At 35.2% G+C, this 16,302-nt stretch carries 9 protein-coding genes and 1 pseudogene; 2 read left to right on the forward strand and 8 right to left on the reverse strand.

The window, feature by feature from the left end; all coding sequences use genetic code 11:
- Positions 1-388 precede the first annotated feature (388 nt).
- Together gapS1 and CWB66_RS06640 are read right to left on the reverse strand one after the other, a co-directional pair.
- Positions 389-1,993 carry a GapS1 family protein gene (gene gapS1, locus CWB66_RS06635; protein WP_138584754.1) on the reverse strand — a complete coding sequence of 535 codons (1,605 nt, stop codon included), beginning with the start codon at positions 1,991-1,993 and terminating at the stop codon, positions 389-391.
- Between the two features lie 363 nt (positions 1,994-2,356).
- Positions 2,357-2,797, reverse strand: a complete 441-nt coding sequence (locus CWB66_RS06640; RefSeq protein WP_138584755.1) for an antitoxin Xre/MbcA/ParS toxin-binding domain-containing protein — start codon at positions 2,795-2,797, stop codon at positions 2,357-2,359.
- 73 nt (positions 2,798-2,870) lie between these two features.
- On the opposite strand from CWB66_RS06640, the gene CWB66_RS23030 reads away from it, so the two are divergent.
- A complete protein-coding gene (locus CWB66_RS23030) occupies positions 2,871-3,101 on the forward strand; it encodes an IS66 family transposase (RefSeq protein ID WP_354384676.1) in 231 nt (76 codons plus the stop codon).
- Positions 3,102-3,299: 198 nt separating this feature from the next.
- On the opposite strand, the gene CWB66_RS06650 is transcribed toward CWB66_RS23030, so the two are convergent.
- The 4 genes from CWB66_RS06650 to CWB66_RS06665 form a co-directional block, all read right to left on the reverse strand.
- On the reverse strand, positions 3,300-7,844 hold the full coding sequence (locus CWB66_RS06650; protein ID WP_138584757.1) for an NACHT domain-containing protein: 4,545 nt from the start codon (positions 7,842-7,844) through the stop codon (positions 3,300-3,302).
- A 306-nt stretch (positions 7,845-8,150) separates the two neighbouring features.
- Entirely contained in the window at positions 8,151-9,044 is an 894-nt protein-coding gene (gene ttcA, locus CWB66_RS06655) for a tRNA 2-thiocytidine(32) synthetase TtcA (protein ID WP_138584758.1), read from the reverse strand.
- Positions 9,045-9,191: 147 nt separating this feature from the next.
- Positions 9,192-10,370: an HNH endonuclease gene (locus CWB66_RS06660; protein WP_138584759.1), complete on the reverse strand. Its 1,179-nt coding sequence runs from the start codon at positions 10,368-10,370 to the stop codon at positions 9,192-9,194.
- The gene (locus CWB66_RS06665) at positions 10,363-12,315 is read right to left on the reverse strand and encodes an AAA family ATPase (RefSeq protein ID WP_138584760.1); all 1,953 of its coding nucleotides are present in this window, start codon (positions 12,313-12,315) and stop codon (positions 10,363-10,365) included. Before CWB66_RS06665 ends, CWB66_RS06660 begins: the two co-directional genes overlap by 8 nt.
- 365 nt (positions 12,316-12,680) lie before the next feature.
- Between CWB66_RS06665 and ttcA (CWB66_RS06670) the strand changes: the two are divergent.
- Positions 12,681-13,457 (forward strand): annotated as a pseudogene (gene ttcA / locus CWB66_RS06670) (tRNA 2-thiocytidine(32) synthetase TtcA); the annotation flags it as partial.
- Between the two features lie 69 nt (positions 13,458-13,526).
- Here the strand turns inward: ttcA (CWB66_RS06670) and CWB66_RS06675 are convergent.
- Together CWB66_RS06675 and CWB66_RS06680 are read right to left on the reverse strand one after the other, a co-directional pair.
- The gene (locus tag CWB66_RS06675) at positions 13,527-14,594 is read right to left on the reverse strand and encodes a hypothetical protein (RefSeq protein ID WP_138584761.1); all 1,068 of its coding nucleotides are present in this window, start codon (positions 14,592-14,594) and stop codon (positions 13,527-13,529) included.
- Between the two features lie 298 nt (positions 14,595-14,892).
- The gene (locus CWB66_RS06680) at positions 14,893-15,963 is read right to left on the reverse strand and encodes a hypothetical protein (protein WP_138584762.1); all 1,071 of its coding nucleotides are present in this window, start codon (positions 15,961-15,963) and stop codon (positions 14,893-14,895) included.
- Between the last annotated feature and the right edge of the window lie 339 nt (positions 15,964-16,302).

Genomic DNA, 16,302 nt, shown 5'->3' on the forward strand with positions numbered 1-16,302 from the left:
CTGTTAACAAACATTTTTGAATGTTAGATCTGATTGAAGACTGTTAACTGAATCTGAAAGATTAAGCTAAGATTTATATACATAAATACATATTGCTAATGACCGCTTTTTGGGACTTTGCTAATAGCCGACACCGAGCGAAAAACAGACGGTCGATCTAACTCATTTTGGACATTTTTGAGTTACGAGTCGGCACAAAAATGACTAATTTTAGATTCGATAAAGTATGGAATAGCTCTGAACCTATGGCCAATCTTTCTCGGCAACAACAATCATAAAAAAGGCAGTTCTTCCATCGCGTTTGGCGCTATCTATGCCTTTGACTAGACTAAATAATCACTTCTGTTTTGCTTAAAATCAGGCAAACTGAAGCTGACTTAAAAATTAACTACACTAGTTCTTTTATTTTTCTAAGGTGCTGTAAGTAAATTGGAATTTTCACAGAGCCTTCGCTCCAATACTGCTGAGATTTTGACATTTTGCCAGCAAGCTCAGAAGTTAGGTATTTATAGTTTTCTACTAGCCTATCGCTGCCGATAGGAGAGATTTTCTCTGATGCTAGCTTCTCTGCATATGCTTGAATGTGCTGGCGCATCTCAAATTTAGATGTTCCTGGAGTTTCTTCTTCAATGTTACAAAAATCCAAAAATTCACTAATTTCGGTTTCAGTCTCATTGCAAAGCGCTAGTATTCCTTCGAGATCAGCAACACAACAGAAGTGTACATTTTTCAGAGGTATCTTACCAGCAACTGCTTCATCTATCCTTTGTCTATACTCATCCCCTATATAAGAGGCTAGTTTAACACCATTACCAAGGTAGAAGTCTTGGTGAGTCACTATAAGAGCATATCTGTTATCAAAATCAGCAAGATCACCAAAACCAACGCCATTTAACTTATCTGCACATTCAGCCGCTTGTTTAATACCTTTCAGATGAGTATCTCTTAACTTGTCCTTAATAATATTGCTCTGGTCAGTCACAAGAATTTTTTGGTTGGGTTCTACGCCCTTTGCATCAATAAATATCGAAGTTTCGTTCCGTTGATGTAAGAAGTCGACAACCTTACCTTGAATTTTGTTGTCTCTGTAAACTTCCATCAGTTGCTCTTCTCTTGTCGTCTCAAAATTATATGCATCAAAAACATATGCTAAATAATTTTCAAACTCTTTAGTAAATTTGTCTCTAAAACCATTAGAATCAGCAGTTTTAAGAGTTCTGAGAACAAACTCGCTCAACCCGATACTTGCAATATATGGATGAACGGTTGATATACCCTCAGGTAGAATGAGTATTGGTTTCTCAAGCAATAGTGGTTCAGAAAAATACTCTTCCGCTCGTACATCTCCATCGCCTCTAGTTTTTCTCCTTCGGTGTTTCATTAATTTTTGCAACTGCTCAAAGTTAGCTCCAACTAAGCTAAGGTATTGTTTAATCACGAATACTGGATATGATGGTGATAGTTTGGGTAAGAACTCTTCGTACTTAATGACTGGCTTATTAGACGAGTAAAATATAGAAAAGAAAAACACCGACAAAACAAAAAAGTCTTCCAAATCAATATCAGTCTGAGCTTTGAAATTATCTCGAAAAGATCGACTTGCACCATCATTGCACATTATTGAAAACAACCTTACCAAGAAATAGTTGTGTACTATCTGGTTCGTTTGAAATCTAAGTTGTGATAGTAAGAATGCTCTTAGAGACAACCAAGCATTATCTTCATCGGCAAATTTTAAAGCTTTTCCTTGTAGTACCCAAATTTTGTTCAATATATTCCAAACATCTTTTTCATTTGCAGGAATAGCGCCTTCAATGGGTTCTAGTTCTAATGTCCACTCAAGCATTAGGCAGACAATCCAAGGACGACCTATTGCTTGAGGTTCATCAGGATATACGGTATGCAGTCGAGTAAGTAAATGTTGTACTACAGATTCTTTTGTGTAGCGTGTTATCGAGTTTCTTATCTTATGGGCATCTCTACTAAATGACATCAAGTAATCCCACTAGCAACAATGCAAAAACGGTTAAACAAGTCATGAGCAACCAGATGATTTGATGAGCAGCTTCTTTCATGAGCACGGATTTCTCCTTGTAGTTTCATTACGATCGAGGTTTGATAAGATCTTAATATCTAGACTGTGTAGTATTAGTAATATTTAGTCAATCTGGTTTTGTTTGAATTAGCCTAAAGTCACACTGCCAAAACATTTTGGGGCATAAATAATTTATACCGGAAAGGTTGCTTTTAGCACAAACAGTGCTATTTACTGTAAGATTTGATTCAACTCTAAAATTCGAGTTTGGCAGATAAAGTTAAGACTTATTCATATAAGGTTCATATTCATATAAGGTTGCTATGCTGTGAATCCATGTTTAAGGCCATTTACGATTTGCCTTATAAGCATTCTTCCTCGAATTGTGTGTATCACCGATATAGGTTTCTTATTATTAAACTTCAAATTTGGTTCATTTAACCAAATATTCCAACGTTTGATATCTTGAAAGTAATCAACACAAATTGAAGTGATTTTAGCAAGTTCGACTAGATTCTCAGATACCATGGGATTTAACACATTTGAAGTATTAGCTTCTAGCTTTGCTATTTCGGCGCTAGACCCTATAGCCTTAGATAATGTGCAGGTGTCCCACCCTAGTTTAGATTGCAACAATAAAAGACCATTGCGATGAATGCCTGAGGATATAATATCTATTTCCACTAGAGGGTTGGAACTTAATGTTATTTTATCTGAGCTGACCAATGCTACGAAATCTATCTTTTTAGATGTTGACTCCATTTATACTCTCTTCAAAAGTAGCTATTAAACTCATCTAACTTTAACAGCAATATACATAAATAATGAATAAAAACTGTTATTTTTTGAAAAGTATCAAAATAAAACTCCATCGAAAATAATGTTTAGCATAGCCAGCAATTATGCGATAAATCAGTTTGAAAAATTTCAGCGTTATCTTGATTTTGACAAGCTCAGTATTGATAAGAACCACGCAGCGAGAGCCATAAAACCGCTCTTGATAGGCCGAAAAATTGACTGCTCTCAAATATCAGTAATGATTTATTACGAGTACCATACTTTATAGCCTTGTTTAAATTACAAAGGCCAACAACCTTATGGTGTACAACTATATCTCTATCTGCTTTGAACACCTTACTGAGCAGCCGAACAACTTTGAACCGCCATTACTTAAGAAAATTAAGCTAACCCAAGTGTCGATAGCTATTAGCTTACTAAATAGTTAAACCGAAGCTCTGTAAATTACTATTATTTTTTCATTTTGCTATGAAGACCTTGACGCCGCCTCTGCCGCTTGCTCTGCTTGATATGGTACCTCATCTAATAGCCTCTCATACATTGACATTGCCTGTTCTTTAATAAGCGGAGTTGTTCTTTGTAAGGTGACTGTTAACTCAATTAGTTTGTCTACATCCTGTATATAGCTGCGAGTATTATTTTTTAGTTTCTTATCAAGAATAAATTTTACTATGAGTAATATAGCGCGAAGTGATTTTGGCCGAGGATTGATATTGACTAATGCTTCAAGTATGTTGTTCGGATTCAGAAGCTCTACAAGCTCGGGCTGCTCAGATAAGAATAAAAGCAGTTGTAAAGTTATATCATCTTGGGGCAGCTTCTTATTAAATGGGAATAGTGAGTTAAATGCAGAGGCGATTTGCATCTTATCTCTTCGGGTACAGCTCATAAGCATATCATGTGAGTTTGATCGAATATTACCTTGGTAATACCAACCTGAAGCTGCAGCATAAATTCCTCCTTTATAAACTGCTACATTTCCTGACTGCAACAAACTATCCCAATAAGCTGCCATTGCTTCACTTGCACGATTTGAGATCACTAATCCTGATATCAGTTCGGCGGCAGCTTGCTTACAAGTATCATTACTAGTTCCCCACTGCATTAGAATTTGCATTAACAGCGATTCATTCAGCCGCTCTACTAGCGCCCATAACGTATGAACAAGTATAGGGCTTTCAAATAGTTCAGGAATAGACGTAAGTAAATTTTCAAATAAGGCATTGATCTTATCTTCATTTGCCCAGTATAGATGCTCTCCCTGTACAGTTAATATAAATTGCCAGTTGCTTTCTGATTTCGATACTTGAAGGTAGGTCAATAGAATGCAAATCCATTGATCGTAATCTGGTCTTGGTCTGGCTAATAAACCCATACAAATTGCATTTAAAATGTTAATGCTGGGAGTTGAGCTATAACTATATCCTCCTCGCCTTTTAAACAAAATAGCATCGTCATTTGATTGTTCAAAACAATCAATAGAATCGACTCCTTTGTCAATTCGCTGATGGAGATACTCAACAAGAAGAGCTATCTCAATGGAATTAAGCCCTCTATCCCTGCGTGCTATTTCCTCATAGGCTCGTGCAACTCCGCTCACCCAATCCTTATCGGTAAACCCCTTTGAATTTAAAACGTTTATTAATGTCTTTATTTCATTTGTTGTAATGGTCTTAATAGAACTTAACTGGGCGATAGCATCGCCAGCAATTCTTTCATGTACGCTCTTAACAAAATGGGTTTGTAGCATGAAGATAGCTTTTTGAGGCTCAGAAGTTGTAAATTGGCTGAATGCTTGTGAAAATGCAGAAATATCCGCACCTATCCTGTGTTGCCACCTAGTTTCTGTAACGATAGAGGGGTTACTAATCTTATCGAGCATATTCATAATATTTTCAGAAGACGATGATTTCATTTGCTCAGCTGACATCGGCGAACTAATACACGACAAGGTAGCTGTTTGGCATCGTTGGCCTATTTTAAGTTGCCCATAGGTCTCACGTTCGGATATTTGTCGTCGGCGGCGGGGTGTTAACACCTGACTTGGCAATCGTGCGAGTAAAGATAAGCGATATTCTTCATTTTTCAGACGAATATAACGACGGGTCTTTACGTCTGGGCAGATGTTTAGAGGGTAAAGTGTATAATTTTCTATAGCATCTCTAACTAATTCTGCTTGTGATAAGCTCCAGTGAGGTGAGCTTTTCTCAAGCAACATCATAGTTAAATTTCCTTTAACAGAGTGCATCATATTTTGGTCATCGCTAAAGTAGCCATTACCAATGCAAAGTCTAGACTCACTCTCTATAAGGTAACTTACAATATCAGAAATTAGTACTATTGGGTTTGAAGCAAAAGCTATTACTAATAATGATTGAACTTCATCAAAATATACACATGAATATTTTTTCACCGTCAAAATAAATTGAGACGGATTGTTAGTAGCTAAATGAATTAACGCCTTTTTTAGAATCCCAACTATTCCGCCCTTTTCAGTGATTTCATCGAAGTCATCGCCTAAAGTGACAGACCTTCTAAAAGTTCTTGAAATTTCCTTTTGTGCCTCACCTTCACCTAATATTTCTATAAACCATGGAAACAGAACCTCTATGAAAGTTGAGGGGTCATCAGTTATATAGCTTTCAATCGATAAAGGAGAGTCCCATAAGATTTTTTCGCGGTCAATATATAACCAAGCTTTTAGTAATTTTAATGCAGAGACATGTTTTGAGTTTTCGAATAAACCTTGAATGTATCTCGAAATCAAATGTGTATCAATTATTTTTGTTGATATAATAGCTTCTACTAACTGGATTGCTCCTACTGATGATGCTTTTGCTCCAGATAGCACATGGATAATAGCCGTATGATACTGTCCACCTTTCCAGTAGTTTTCGATCAAATAAATAACGTTATTTTCATCAAATTTAATTTCCTCAATCAGCCATAAAATCACATCATCCATAAGCATTGTATTTTGAATTAATGACGGAAGTTCATCTGCTAAATATTCGCGCCAAAGACTCCACTTTCTTGCAGTCTTTGAAATAGCCCTCGATGCAAGAGCATCACCGCCTTCTATTACTCGAAAGATTCGCTCAGCGTCTTCGAAGTCTGGGTTTATAGTCAGTGTCATAACATCGATCAGAAGGTGATAAATATGTTTACGTACAAACGGATCAAACAATAGCCTATTCATTGTTTGCTGATACTGAGGCTTATCATGCTCTAGGAGATACTCTAGCCCTCTTAATATGGTACTTCTCGAAAACAGTCCATTTTGTTTTTCAAGAACAAATTCGTAAAAATTGCTATCTCCAGTAAGGAAAGATTGGGACTGGAAGTCATCTAACCAGGCTTGGTGGCTGAAGCCGATATTGTCGCCAAAACTTACAAGTATACCTATTGATTCCAACTTTGTGAGTAGTGGTTGATATTCGAAAATATATGCACTAATGGGGCGCCGAAGAACCTCTTCGCGAACCATGTCGGAAGCTAAGCGTTGCAAAAATTTGTCGCATTGTTCCTTCAAAGGGTCATTTGCCAGCTTTTTCATAAGCCATCGTGATAATAGATTTTTAGATGTAATCTCCATTTTATTATCGCCGGCTTTAACTAGACTAACATATAGGCTGAGAGCAAAGGGAGTTTGGATTGTTGGATACATCGATGCTGGAATACTAGCTTTATGAATGTTTATATCTTCAAGAAAGAGTTCGACGTCTTCCTTAGATAAAGGATTTAGGCTAATCTCTTTAGCATTTAGCTGAGTAAATCTAGTATCAAAACTTGCTTCAAATGGTCTTGAGGATGCAATTATGTGAATCGGGTACGTTTGTCGAGCTTCGAAATGTTCTTTTAAGCCTAAAATGAGGTCTATTAATACTCTAAATCGGCTGGAACTTTGATCCATAACCTCACTGACAGCATCCATTTGGTCGATAATTAATACAAGAGGAGATTCTTGAGAAAGTTCAAGTAAAGAGAATACTAAACCACCCTGACCTTCACATTTTAGAAAGGATGCTAGATCTTCGAGGTCGTTGATATCTTTATCTAACTCATCAGCTTTAATCGCTAAAATAGTGAACTGGGTATCAAGTAACCTTTCATAAAGGGAAGAAAGCAGTGAAGATTTACCAGAACCTGCTCCACCTATGAGTAGGTAACATTCGCTTCCCCCTGTCCTTAAACTATGTTCTAGTGTTTCTTGCTCAGGGCGTTTTATAAAGCGATTCTCAATAGTCTTTTGCCAATTATGAATTGGTAAGCTTGCGTGCTTTAAATCCGCTAACTCCAGTTTATGGCTAAATGAACCATCATAGCGTTGATGGATATCTTGAGGTAATTTGAAGAATCGCTTACGAACATCTTTATTTATATCGAGCCATCGATTAAGTTCATGAGGGCGGATTAACTGATAGCTCATACTTTGAATTTTAGAGAAAATACTATCAATTACATCGTCTGATTTAGTATTTATAAATCGTTGATAGCTCTTAATCACTTGCCTAGTTACAGACTCTACTTCAACCTTATTTTCTTTTAACCAATTGAATGGCTTTTCAAAGAAATCATCAACTTCTGCTTTTGGATCGGTACTCAGTGCTAGACAATATGTAAAGCCTCCTGGGTATGGCAATAAATCAGGGGTTAGTTCACTATGTAAAAGAAATTTAACGACTTCTTTTAATACATCCTTTCGAGAATACTTTTTTGCTTCTCTTTTACATTGCACTAAACCTACTGGTACACCTTTATTGGTTAACCATACATCTCGACCTTGATCTGCACCAGTAATCATTAGGCGAGACTTATCAAATTTTAACTCAGAATTATTATAGCCGCAGTAAAATAAATCCCACAAAAGTAGCTCAAAGTGTTCCGGTGCCAATAAATGAAATGGCATTGAGCGAACTTCAGATTGAATAACATCTGTTGATGCTATTCTCTCACGTAATATGAGCACATCCTCTGTTTCAACTACGTTGAGATAGTCTAACTCACTCACCCCCCCTCCCTTAAACCATTAATTTTTATAAGTATATAAGGTTAGTATCATTGATTATTCAATCCAACACCAATGAATTTTTTAATTTTATGAAAATTTTAAAGCTAAAATTTGACTCTAGCCTCTAGTTGGAAATTAAAAGCTGACTTATTAGATGTCTAGTAAAACAGGGGAAACATCAAATCTGACTCGTTGTGAGTGACTAATCAGATTTGAGTACATTTTGGTATAGTAGAAGTTATGAGATTTGATTAAGTTCTATAAATTAAAAAGTGAATTTATAAGTTCAAACTTGGCTGACCAATACTATATATTAGCAACATCTATATACAGTGATTCATCTATATTAGTAGATGATATTGTAGCTTCACTAAATTCGTAAGCATCACGCTCACCATCTCTTGCTAATGGTAAATTGACAAAATCGAATAACTCCCTGTCAGCTAATTGGCTTGGGCTAATGTTTTGAATAGATTTGAATATGCTTTCAACACGGCCTGGTGACTTTTCATCCCATTCCATTAACATCCCTTTAATCGACTGCCGTTGTAAGTTTTCTTGTGAACCACATAAATTACAAGGAATTATAGGGTAGCCTTTATGTTCAGCATAGGTAATAAGGTCTTTTTCTCTACAGTAGGATAATGGACGAATCACAATATTACGACCATCATCAGATCGTAGTTTAGGAGGCATAGCTTTCAATCTAGAGCCATGAAACATATTAAGGAACATAGTTTCGACAATATCGTCCATATGATGACCTAGTGCGAGCTTTGTTGCACCAATTTTTTCTGCAAATGAATACAATGTACCACGACGAAGGCGCGAGCAAAGACCACAGGTAGTTTTACCTTCTGGAATTTTTTCTCGAACAACTGAATATGTATCTTTGTCCACTATGTAATATGGTATACCTAATGTCTCAAAATAATCAGGCAAAATATGTTCAGGAAAGCCTGGTTGTTTTTGATCTAAGTTAACCGCAATAACATCAAACTTTATTGGCGCTGACTTTTGAAGCTGCAATAGAATGTCTAGCATTGCAAATGAATCTTTCCCCCCACTTATGCAAGCCATCACAATATCCCCATCTTCAACCATATTATACTCAGTGATAGCATTACCAACATTTCTTCTGAGTCTTTTTTGCAGTTTATTTAGTTCAAGCTTATCTGTTCCGGTGTCTTGTAAGTTCATTGATTTTGCCTACACAGCCAGTGTGACTGGCAGTTATACATAAAAGAAAGTTTGGCGCGGATTATACGGTATTTAGTACGTAGATGAAATATTCCATCAATACAAAATAGTGTGGCTTTTGCAGAATGGAGAGATATGACACCCAAACTAATTTTTGTAGTTTTTATTAGTTAAGTTACTTAATGTATCTAGCCTAAACTTGTATGTACTCGTATTGTATATGTTTCTTTCCCCCCCAATATCAAACATTGTAGTTATATTTTCTTTAGTGTTTAGGAACTCTTCAAACTTGGGTCCGAGTAACCCTTTAAATGACTCATATTTATCATTTATTGATCTGTATTCTCGCTTTATCGAATCTTTTTGATATTCGGCTTCGAGCTCAAATAATGTAATATTACTTTTAAATTTAGTACAGCCATTTAAAAGTATTATTGGTGGACCATCTAAAAGAGGTACAAAACTAAAAACTTTATAATTCCTAGTACCAGCAATTAGTGGATGCATATTTTTCATATATGTATCTTTAGACTTTTTAAATTTTTGGTTACAAAAACCACATGAAGGAACTAAATTATATAATGTAGTTGCCAAAAATGGATATCTACTTTTAGGATAAAAATGGTCTAAATCAGGTCTCGCTGTTACATATTTTCCATAAGTAATTTCTACATCCCTTTTATTACAGTAAGGACAAATTTTTAAAGCACTTGATTCAATGATTACCTGCCCAAACTCAGTCCTCAGAGCCTCATAGTTAAAAATTTTTTCTAGCTTACCAAACCATAATGGATAGATATTTCTAACACCTTTTGGTGTAACTGAAGTACCTACGTGTACATTTCTAATCCTGCAACATATTTGGTAAATTTTTAATGGACTTGTTGCCTTTTTAAGTTCAACTGAGAAGTATTCAGCCAATATGGAAGATTTTTCGTTTAGAATTTTATCCAACTCAGTGATAAATTTACCCTTTAATGCAAGAGCAACGTTTTTATCTGTATCAATTTTAGACTTAATAAAAGAGACATCAAAATTCAAATCATAACTTCTAAAGTTGAAATATGGATTAAATCTATCTGCAAGGAGAGGAAAATTGTCATAAATCTCATTTATCTTCTTACTCAAGCTTTTTGGAGGACAAAATACTAAACTCAAAAGAAATGATTCGCTAAATAGAGAACTGTAAAAACTTGCATTAATCTGGCACTGTTTCTTAATCTCTGCATATATGGTTTTTTGCTGTGATAAAGAATTTTTAAAAAAATTAGAGCTCTTTAATTTTTTTTGGAAACCTGTTGGAAAATAATATTTAAATTTAACCATCTAACAAAGCTTCCTTCAGAGCTTTATTACATATTTTATTAACTAGTTTTATTTGCTCTTTAGTTAAAGCAATGTTCTTTAATTTTGCATCGATCATCTCTTGAAGCTTTATCCTTGAATGCTCTCCATAGGTTGAATCTAAATGCATTCCTTCTAAATAAAAATCTGATAAAACTGTTCCAAAACCTAATGAACTACCTGCAACTGGTTTTCCATCTTCAACATTAAGAGCTAATATATCCTCAGGCAAAAAGTCACCAATTATCAGTGGTGAATGTGTAGTTATTATAAATTGAGATGTAGATTCACAATTTAAGTTTTTTATTAATTCTATTAAATCAAAAACAAATTTCCTTTGCCACTCTGGGTGAAGGTACAAATCAGCTTCATCAATGAGAAATAATTGAAAGTCATTGGATCTTTCTCTCAATAAGAAGTTAAAAATAGAAGAAAAAAGGCTAGTTTTTGCAAATTCACCACTGCTAAACCCTTCCCATCCGTGGTCAATGCTCTTTTGTAAATAAGGAGGTAACTTAGTAACTTCCTCTGAAATATATATTATGTCCAAAGGAGCTGAGTACTTAATTTGTTCGATACCGGAGTAACCTTCAAACATATTAGATGAGTTTAGGACTAGATATCCTTCAGTATTATAAATAAGCTCTTCTAACCAATTGTTCCTTATATACAGACTTTCCCTAGAATTATTGTTTACGATCTCTCCAGATTTAGTACTAGTGATATTTCTAATAACTTCAAGGAAAATATCTAAATCCTCCCTCAAATCATGTTTTAGTCCGTTTAGGCTTTCATATATTTGACTAGGACTTTCATTTCTATTACTACTTTTATTTTTTAGTACTTGCTCTATGGTGTTCGATAAAACCCCTTCAATATCAAATTCCGAATCCCAAACGTTTCTATTTGGCAATTCTCTGTTATTAAAAAGCTTTTCTATCAAATTAATGCAAAGATATGCCGATAAGTTTCCATCTACTTTATGCTTTAATATATTATTTCTAAATATGTTTAAAATCCCTTTAGATACTATTGCACCTACACTATTACTGGGAAGAGTAACATTTATTGGTAAGAGGTAAGAGAGCCTATCATTGTTTGAAATATCAGATAAAATAGTTCGTAAATAGTAGTTAGAAAAGTCAGATACTAAGTTTTCGAGTTCAATTGGTAACTCGCTAGACTCTTTTGCGCGAAATAAAGATTTTAATACTTCATGTTCATCTTTCACATCAGACTGGGATTCTCTTAGATAACTCAAATAGAAAGATTCGTTATTTTTGAAATAGCCTTCTTTAATTAAATAACAAAGAAATGACTCTTTAATCCAATTTTTTAGGGCTGGTGTCATACCTCTAAACTTAAAGGTATAAACAACATTGCTACTATATTTATTTCCTTTTCGCTTTAAATAACTAAATATGTTTTCAAGCTGTTTAGTTCTATTTTTTTTACTTGAACTAAGTTTTTCAGAAGATAAGTCGACAACATTTTTCTTACTTGTGTTCTTGTTCGCGCTAAAACTAGATAAATTATTAACTTTTATTATCTTATGTAGATGCCGGCTTTCTAAATGATTTATTTCATGATCTTTAATTTTACCACATAATCTAAAATTAAAAGATTTAGTATTTAGAGTCTTTTGAAAAAAAGTATTACTATTATTGTCAAAAAATAAAAAAGCACCAGAACTTTCAATATTACTATACAAACTCTCGATAAAATCTAAAATAGATGTCTTGCCAGATCCATTTTTACCAATAATAGCTTTTATATTTATCCCTTCATAAAAACCCTCTATGTATTGATCATTTTTAGATATCAGTAACTCACCTTCCTTCAGATGAAAATTGAACTCAGATGTAAGAGGAATTGATATATTGTGAAGTTGAAGATGCTCTTCAATATGGACAAAGACTAGTTTCATTTATTTTGATAGTTTTTCTTTAAATAATACCTATTTGATAGCAGTAGAGCAATGAGAACTGTTTTTAATCTTAAGAAGAAGTTAGATACTTCTAAATTCACTAGCAAAAAGTTTAGACGCCTTTAGCAAAACTTCTTTTTCCTTAGAGACAACTTGAAGTCGTAGATCGAGTTTCATCGAAATAACTTCCGACTCAAAACATTTCTAATGGCATTTTGTAAAGCATCATAAGCCTGAAAATACATCAAATCTTTCATTCTTCTTCCATAGTTAACAGGACCCTTACTTTTTGTAAAGTTTAAAACCCCTAGACTATTGTAAATAAAGTAAAAAAAAGATTTTCTGCATGGCATTATTCAATATAAGGCAAAGACAGCTACACAATGCTTGAAATGCTCCAGCATTTAAAACGTGTGGCACCGATAAAGTTTGATCTTGTTGTTGTAAACCTTGATCAAAAGCAACCAGGCTTTCCTGAGCATGTTTTACCCCAGTACCTTGATAAACTAAATGTTGAATACAAAATTGTAGAAGAAGATACCTACAGTATTGTTACCGATATTATTCCTGAAGGTAAAACAACCTGTTCACTTTGCTCTCGCTTACGTCGTGGTATTTTATACCGCACAGCAAAAGAATTAGGCGCGACTAAAATTGCGCTTGGCCATCATCGCGACGATATGATTGAAACCCTATTTTTAAACATGTTTTACGGCGGTAAGCTAAAAAGTATGCCGGCTAAACTGATGAGCGATAATGGCGAGCACATGGTTATTCGCCCACTTGCATACTGTAGAGAAACCGATATAGCTCAATACGCATTTGCACAAGGCTACCCTATTATCCCGTGTAATTTATGTGGCTCACAAGAAAACCTACAGCGTAAACACACAAAAGCCATGCTCGCTAAATGGAATGCCGATCATCCAGGTCGTATCGAGAGTATTTTTACCGCGATGCAAAATGTAGTGCCTTCGCATTTAGCTGATGCCGAACTATTTGATTTTAAAAACTTACAAACAGGCGACGTTATTGACGGTGGCGATATTGCCCTTGATAAACCCGATATTCCTAAAGTCCCTGTTAATAGCGAATTTGATGAACCAAAAGTTCCTGACGTAGTAACTATCAATCTAAGCTAACTATCGTTACGGGTTTGTATGGATATACAAACCCCCCTAACATTTGCAAATCCGATCTTACTCTTTATTTTACTCCTGCGCTAAACCTTGTAAAAACTCTAAGCTTAATTTTTCTTGTGTATTTGCCTGATACGGTAATTGCTGCAAACTATCATAGGCAAAATCAGTGATCTCAAAATAGCTAATTTCACTGCTGCCAAAACTATTTTGCTCGCCTGGGCTTGGCGACATTCTTTCGATGACAAAATCGCTTAGACGCATAGTTGTTATACCTTGCGGTAACACTGACCAATGCGATTTTAAATCAAGTAATTGATTACCTTCAGTCAGACGCTCTTTTGCAACCAAATGGGCAAGCGGCGTATTCCCATCATATAAATTAGCTCGAACACGGTATAAACCACTTTTTATAACGTTTAAATTAGCAGGCACAATCATATTATCATTCTGTGCATACGCTTTATTAAAGCCTGTTAACGTTGCACTTGGTGCCATGTATTGAATTTCAGCCACAGCAGGGACTTTTTTACCCGCAATATCTGCTTGAACAAACAGTTGTATATTTCGAGGGTAACTTTCCTCCCCCTTAAACGTTATAATTGCTTCGCCTTCACGTGCACTGCCTTTATGCGTACTAATTACTTCTTTCGTATCGGTATTGGAAAGTTCAACCACTACCTTGCCTAAACTCTGTGCATTTACATTGACAACTATGTCTTGTGGGTATGTAAAGCGATACTGTTTAAGGCTAACGGTAAGCGCTGCGCCACTTTCATCAATAGGACTCGATACAGGGTAAAACTGATTTGGTTTTAAGCGGTCTTCATCCAAAGCGCTTATCGGCTGAGAGTATGGCGGAAACTTTAGCGCATTTTCGTATTGCATTGCTACCAGATCAGCTGCTTGCGATAAATTATCGTCAAAAATAACGTGTTGTTTTGACGCTTGAGTTGGCTTTTTATTTTTAGGTAAATCGATAGGAATAACTTTAACTGGCTGTGTATCAAGCGTACTTTGCATTTTTTTTACCGGTAACGCAGTATGTTCAACCGACTTATTAGACACATTTTTATTCGTAAACCACAGCGCAAATAAAGTAACGCTCACAATTAAAGCTACCGCATAAAATTTTTTCATCGTTTATGTCTTTATCCTTTATAAAACATGAGGTTTTATACCAATTCGCTTAATTGAATAACTTATTTTGAGTTAAGCAAACCGTGTTGATAACAAGGCAAATTTTTAACGCCGTTAGCACCTGGTTTAATCCCTCAAGTTGATTACGTATTATTGCAAATTGGTATTATCTTTAATCACACACTTTTTTGCTTTTATAATTAGTGTGTGCTCATCAGATAAAAGCTCAATAAAACGTTAAACAATATTATTGAGCCATTTAACTCGTTAAAATAAACTTAATAAAATTGAGAGTAAATCACGGGATCACGTTATAAATAAGTGCTGATGCACTCACGTTATTTGAATCCTTGACGTAACGGTACTCTTTTTTCCAAAACCAACTCCCCGTTGTTTTATCAAACGTTTTAAAGCCTATATTATTGTCTTCTACATTTACATTATTCATTGCAATGGTTACATTGCCTTTTCGTTGCGCATTATGAATGTCGCTATGATTGTAGCTTTTACTCATCATTATTGGGTAGTGATTCGGCATAAAACTAGTAACAGCATTTCCTTGTGACTTTAAATGACCATCTGTATCAATATTACCATTGCAGCTACCAAACGATTTTGCAGCACTCGCGCCACACGATGAATGCGATGCAACAACCGAATCATCATTTCCTTTTAAAAAACCACCCGTTAAACCCAAATAAGCATTTCCGTCGGCAACAAAACGTAAACGCGGTGTGCGTGCATCTGGAAACGGTGAAATTTTACGCGCATTATTTACTTTTAAATCGTGTAGAACACCCACAGCTTCAGTAACCTCGCTCCCAAGCCACCATTTGAGTGCAGCATCAACCGCAAAGTTCCATGATGCGCCAGTTAATGCACTTACAGCAACATCGGCCAATTCACTTCCGCCACCAGCACCTGCTAAATCGAACGTAGCAACAATATTAAGTGGTTTTAAACCTGCATTTTCCAGCCAGTTTTCTTGGTTATCTATAATATGGCGAGCAATTAAATCCCCTGTTGAATGGGTTACAAACACACAACCTTGCTCACACAAGTTAGACTGTGACATTTGCTTTAATTTAGGCCACACCCAATCAGTGGCTATCTTTCCTTCCACCCTTTCATAAGCGGGCCAATCAATTCGCTCATCCGCACGGCTATTCCAATATGATTGCCAATATGTTTCACCATCATTAACAACATCACTCCCCGACTTATTCACTATTTGTGATACCTGTAAACCATGAATAAGTACAATTTTGTAGTCTTTACTCGCGGCAGAAAAGCTCATAAGCATAGCAAGTCCTGCGCCAAGTAAATGGCTGGCTTTTATTAGCCCTAATGTGCGCTTTTTATTGTTCATACCATTCCTTAATGTTGTGTGTTCAGTGTTTTTTATTATTTAAGGTATTCGTGTATAACCTGCGCAAACGTGTTAGTTTACACCTTCATCAGTATTAGGATTAAACAACAAAATTGCAACATTTTATTATCATTTAACCTGTTCTAAAATTAAATTCACTTATAAACAAGTAATTAAAAAAATATCGTTGTGATATTTAAAATTATAACGAGGAAGTATCAGTAACTAACCTGAACTTTGGTTAAGAGATTTACTAACGTATTGAACAATGGTGATATTTAAATTTATTTTCTCTAGCCAGAGATTTTCAGTGAAAACAAGACGAATTTAAGCGTCAAT

This window comes from Pseudoalteromonas sp. S558 (genome assembly GCF_005886635.1).
GTDB classification, from domain to species: domain Bacteria; phylum Pseudomonadota; class Gammaproteobacteria; order Enterobacterales; family Alteromonadaceae; genus Pseudoalteromonas; species Pseudoalteromonas aliena.

Excerpts from the sequence above, each read along its gene's own strand:
- CWB66_RS06640 (WP_138584755.1), bottom strand. The coding sequence starts at position 2,797 with ATGGAGTCAACATCTAAAAAGATAGATTTCGTAGCATTGGTCAGCTCA.
- CWB66_RS06660 (WP_138584759.1), bottom strand. The coding sequence starts at position 10,370 with ATGGTTAAATTTAAATATTATTTTCCAACAGGTTTCCAAAAAAAATTA.
- gapS1 (WP_138584754.1), bottom strand. The coding sequence starts at position 1,993 with ATGTCATTTAGTAGAGATGCCCATAAGATAAGAAACTCGATAACACGC.
- ttcA (WP_138584758.1), bottom strand. The coding sequence starts at position 9,044 with ATGAACTTACAAGACACCGGAACAGATAAGCTTGAACTAAATAAACTG.
- CWB66_RS06665 (WP_138584760.1), bottom strand. The coding sequence starts at position 12,315 with ATGAAACTAGTCTTTGTCCATATTGAAGAGCATCTTCAACTTCACAAT.
- CWB66_RS06680 (WP_138584762.1), bottom strand. The coding sequence starts at position 15,963 with ATGAACAATAAAAAGCGCACATTAGGGCTAATAAAAGCCAGCCATTTA.
- CWB66_RS06675 (WP_138584761.1), bottom strand. The coding sequence starts at position 14,594 with ATGAAAAAATTTTATGCGGTAGCTTTAATTGTGAGCGTTACTTTATTT.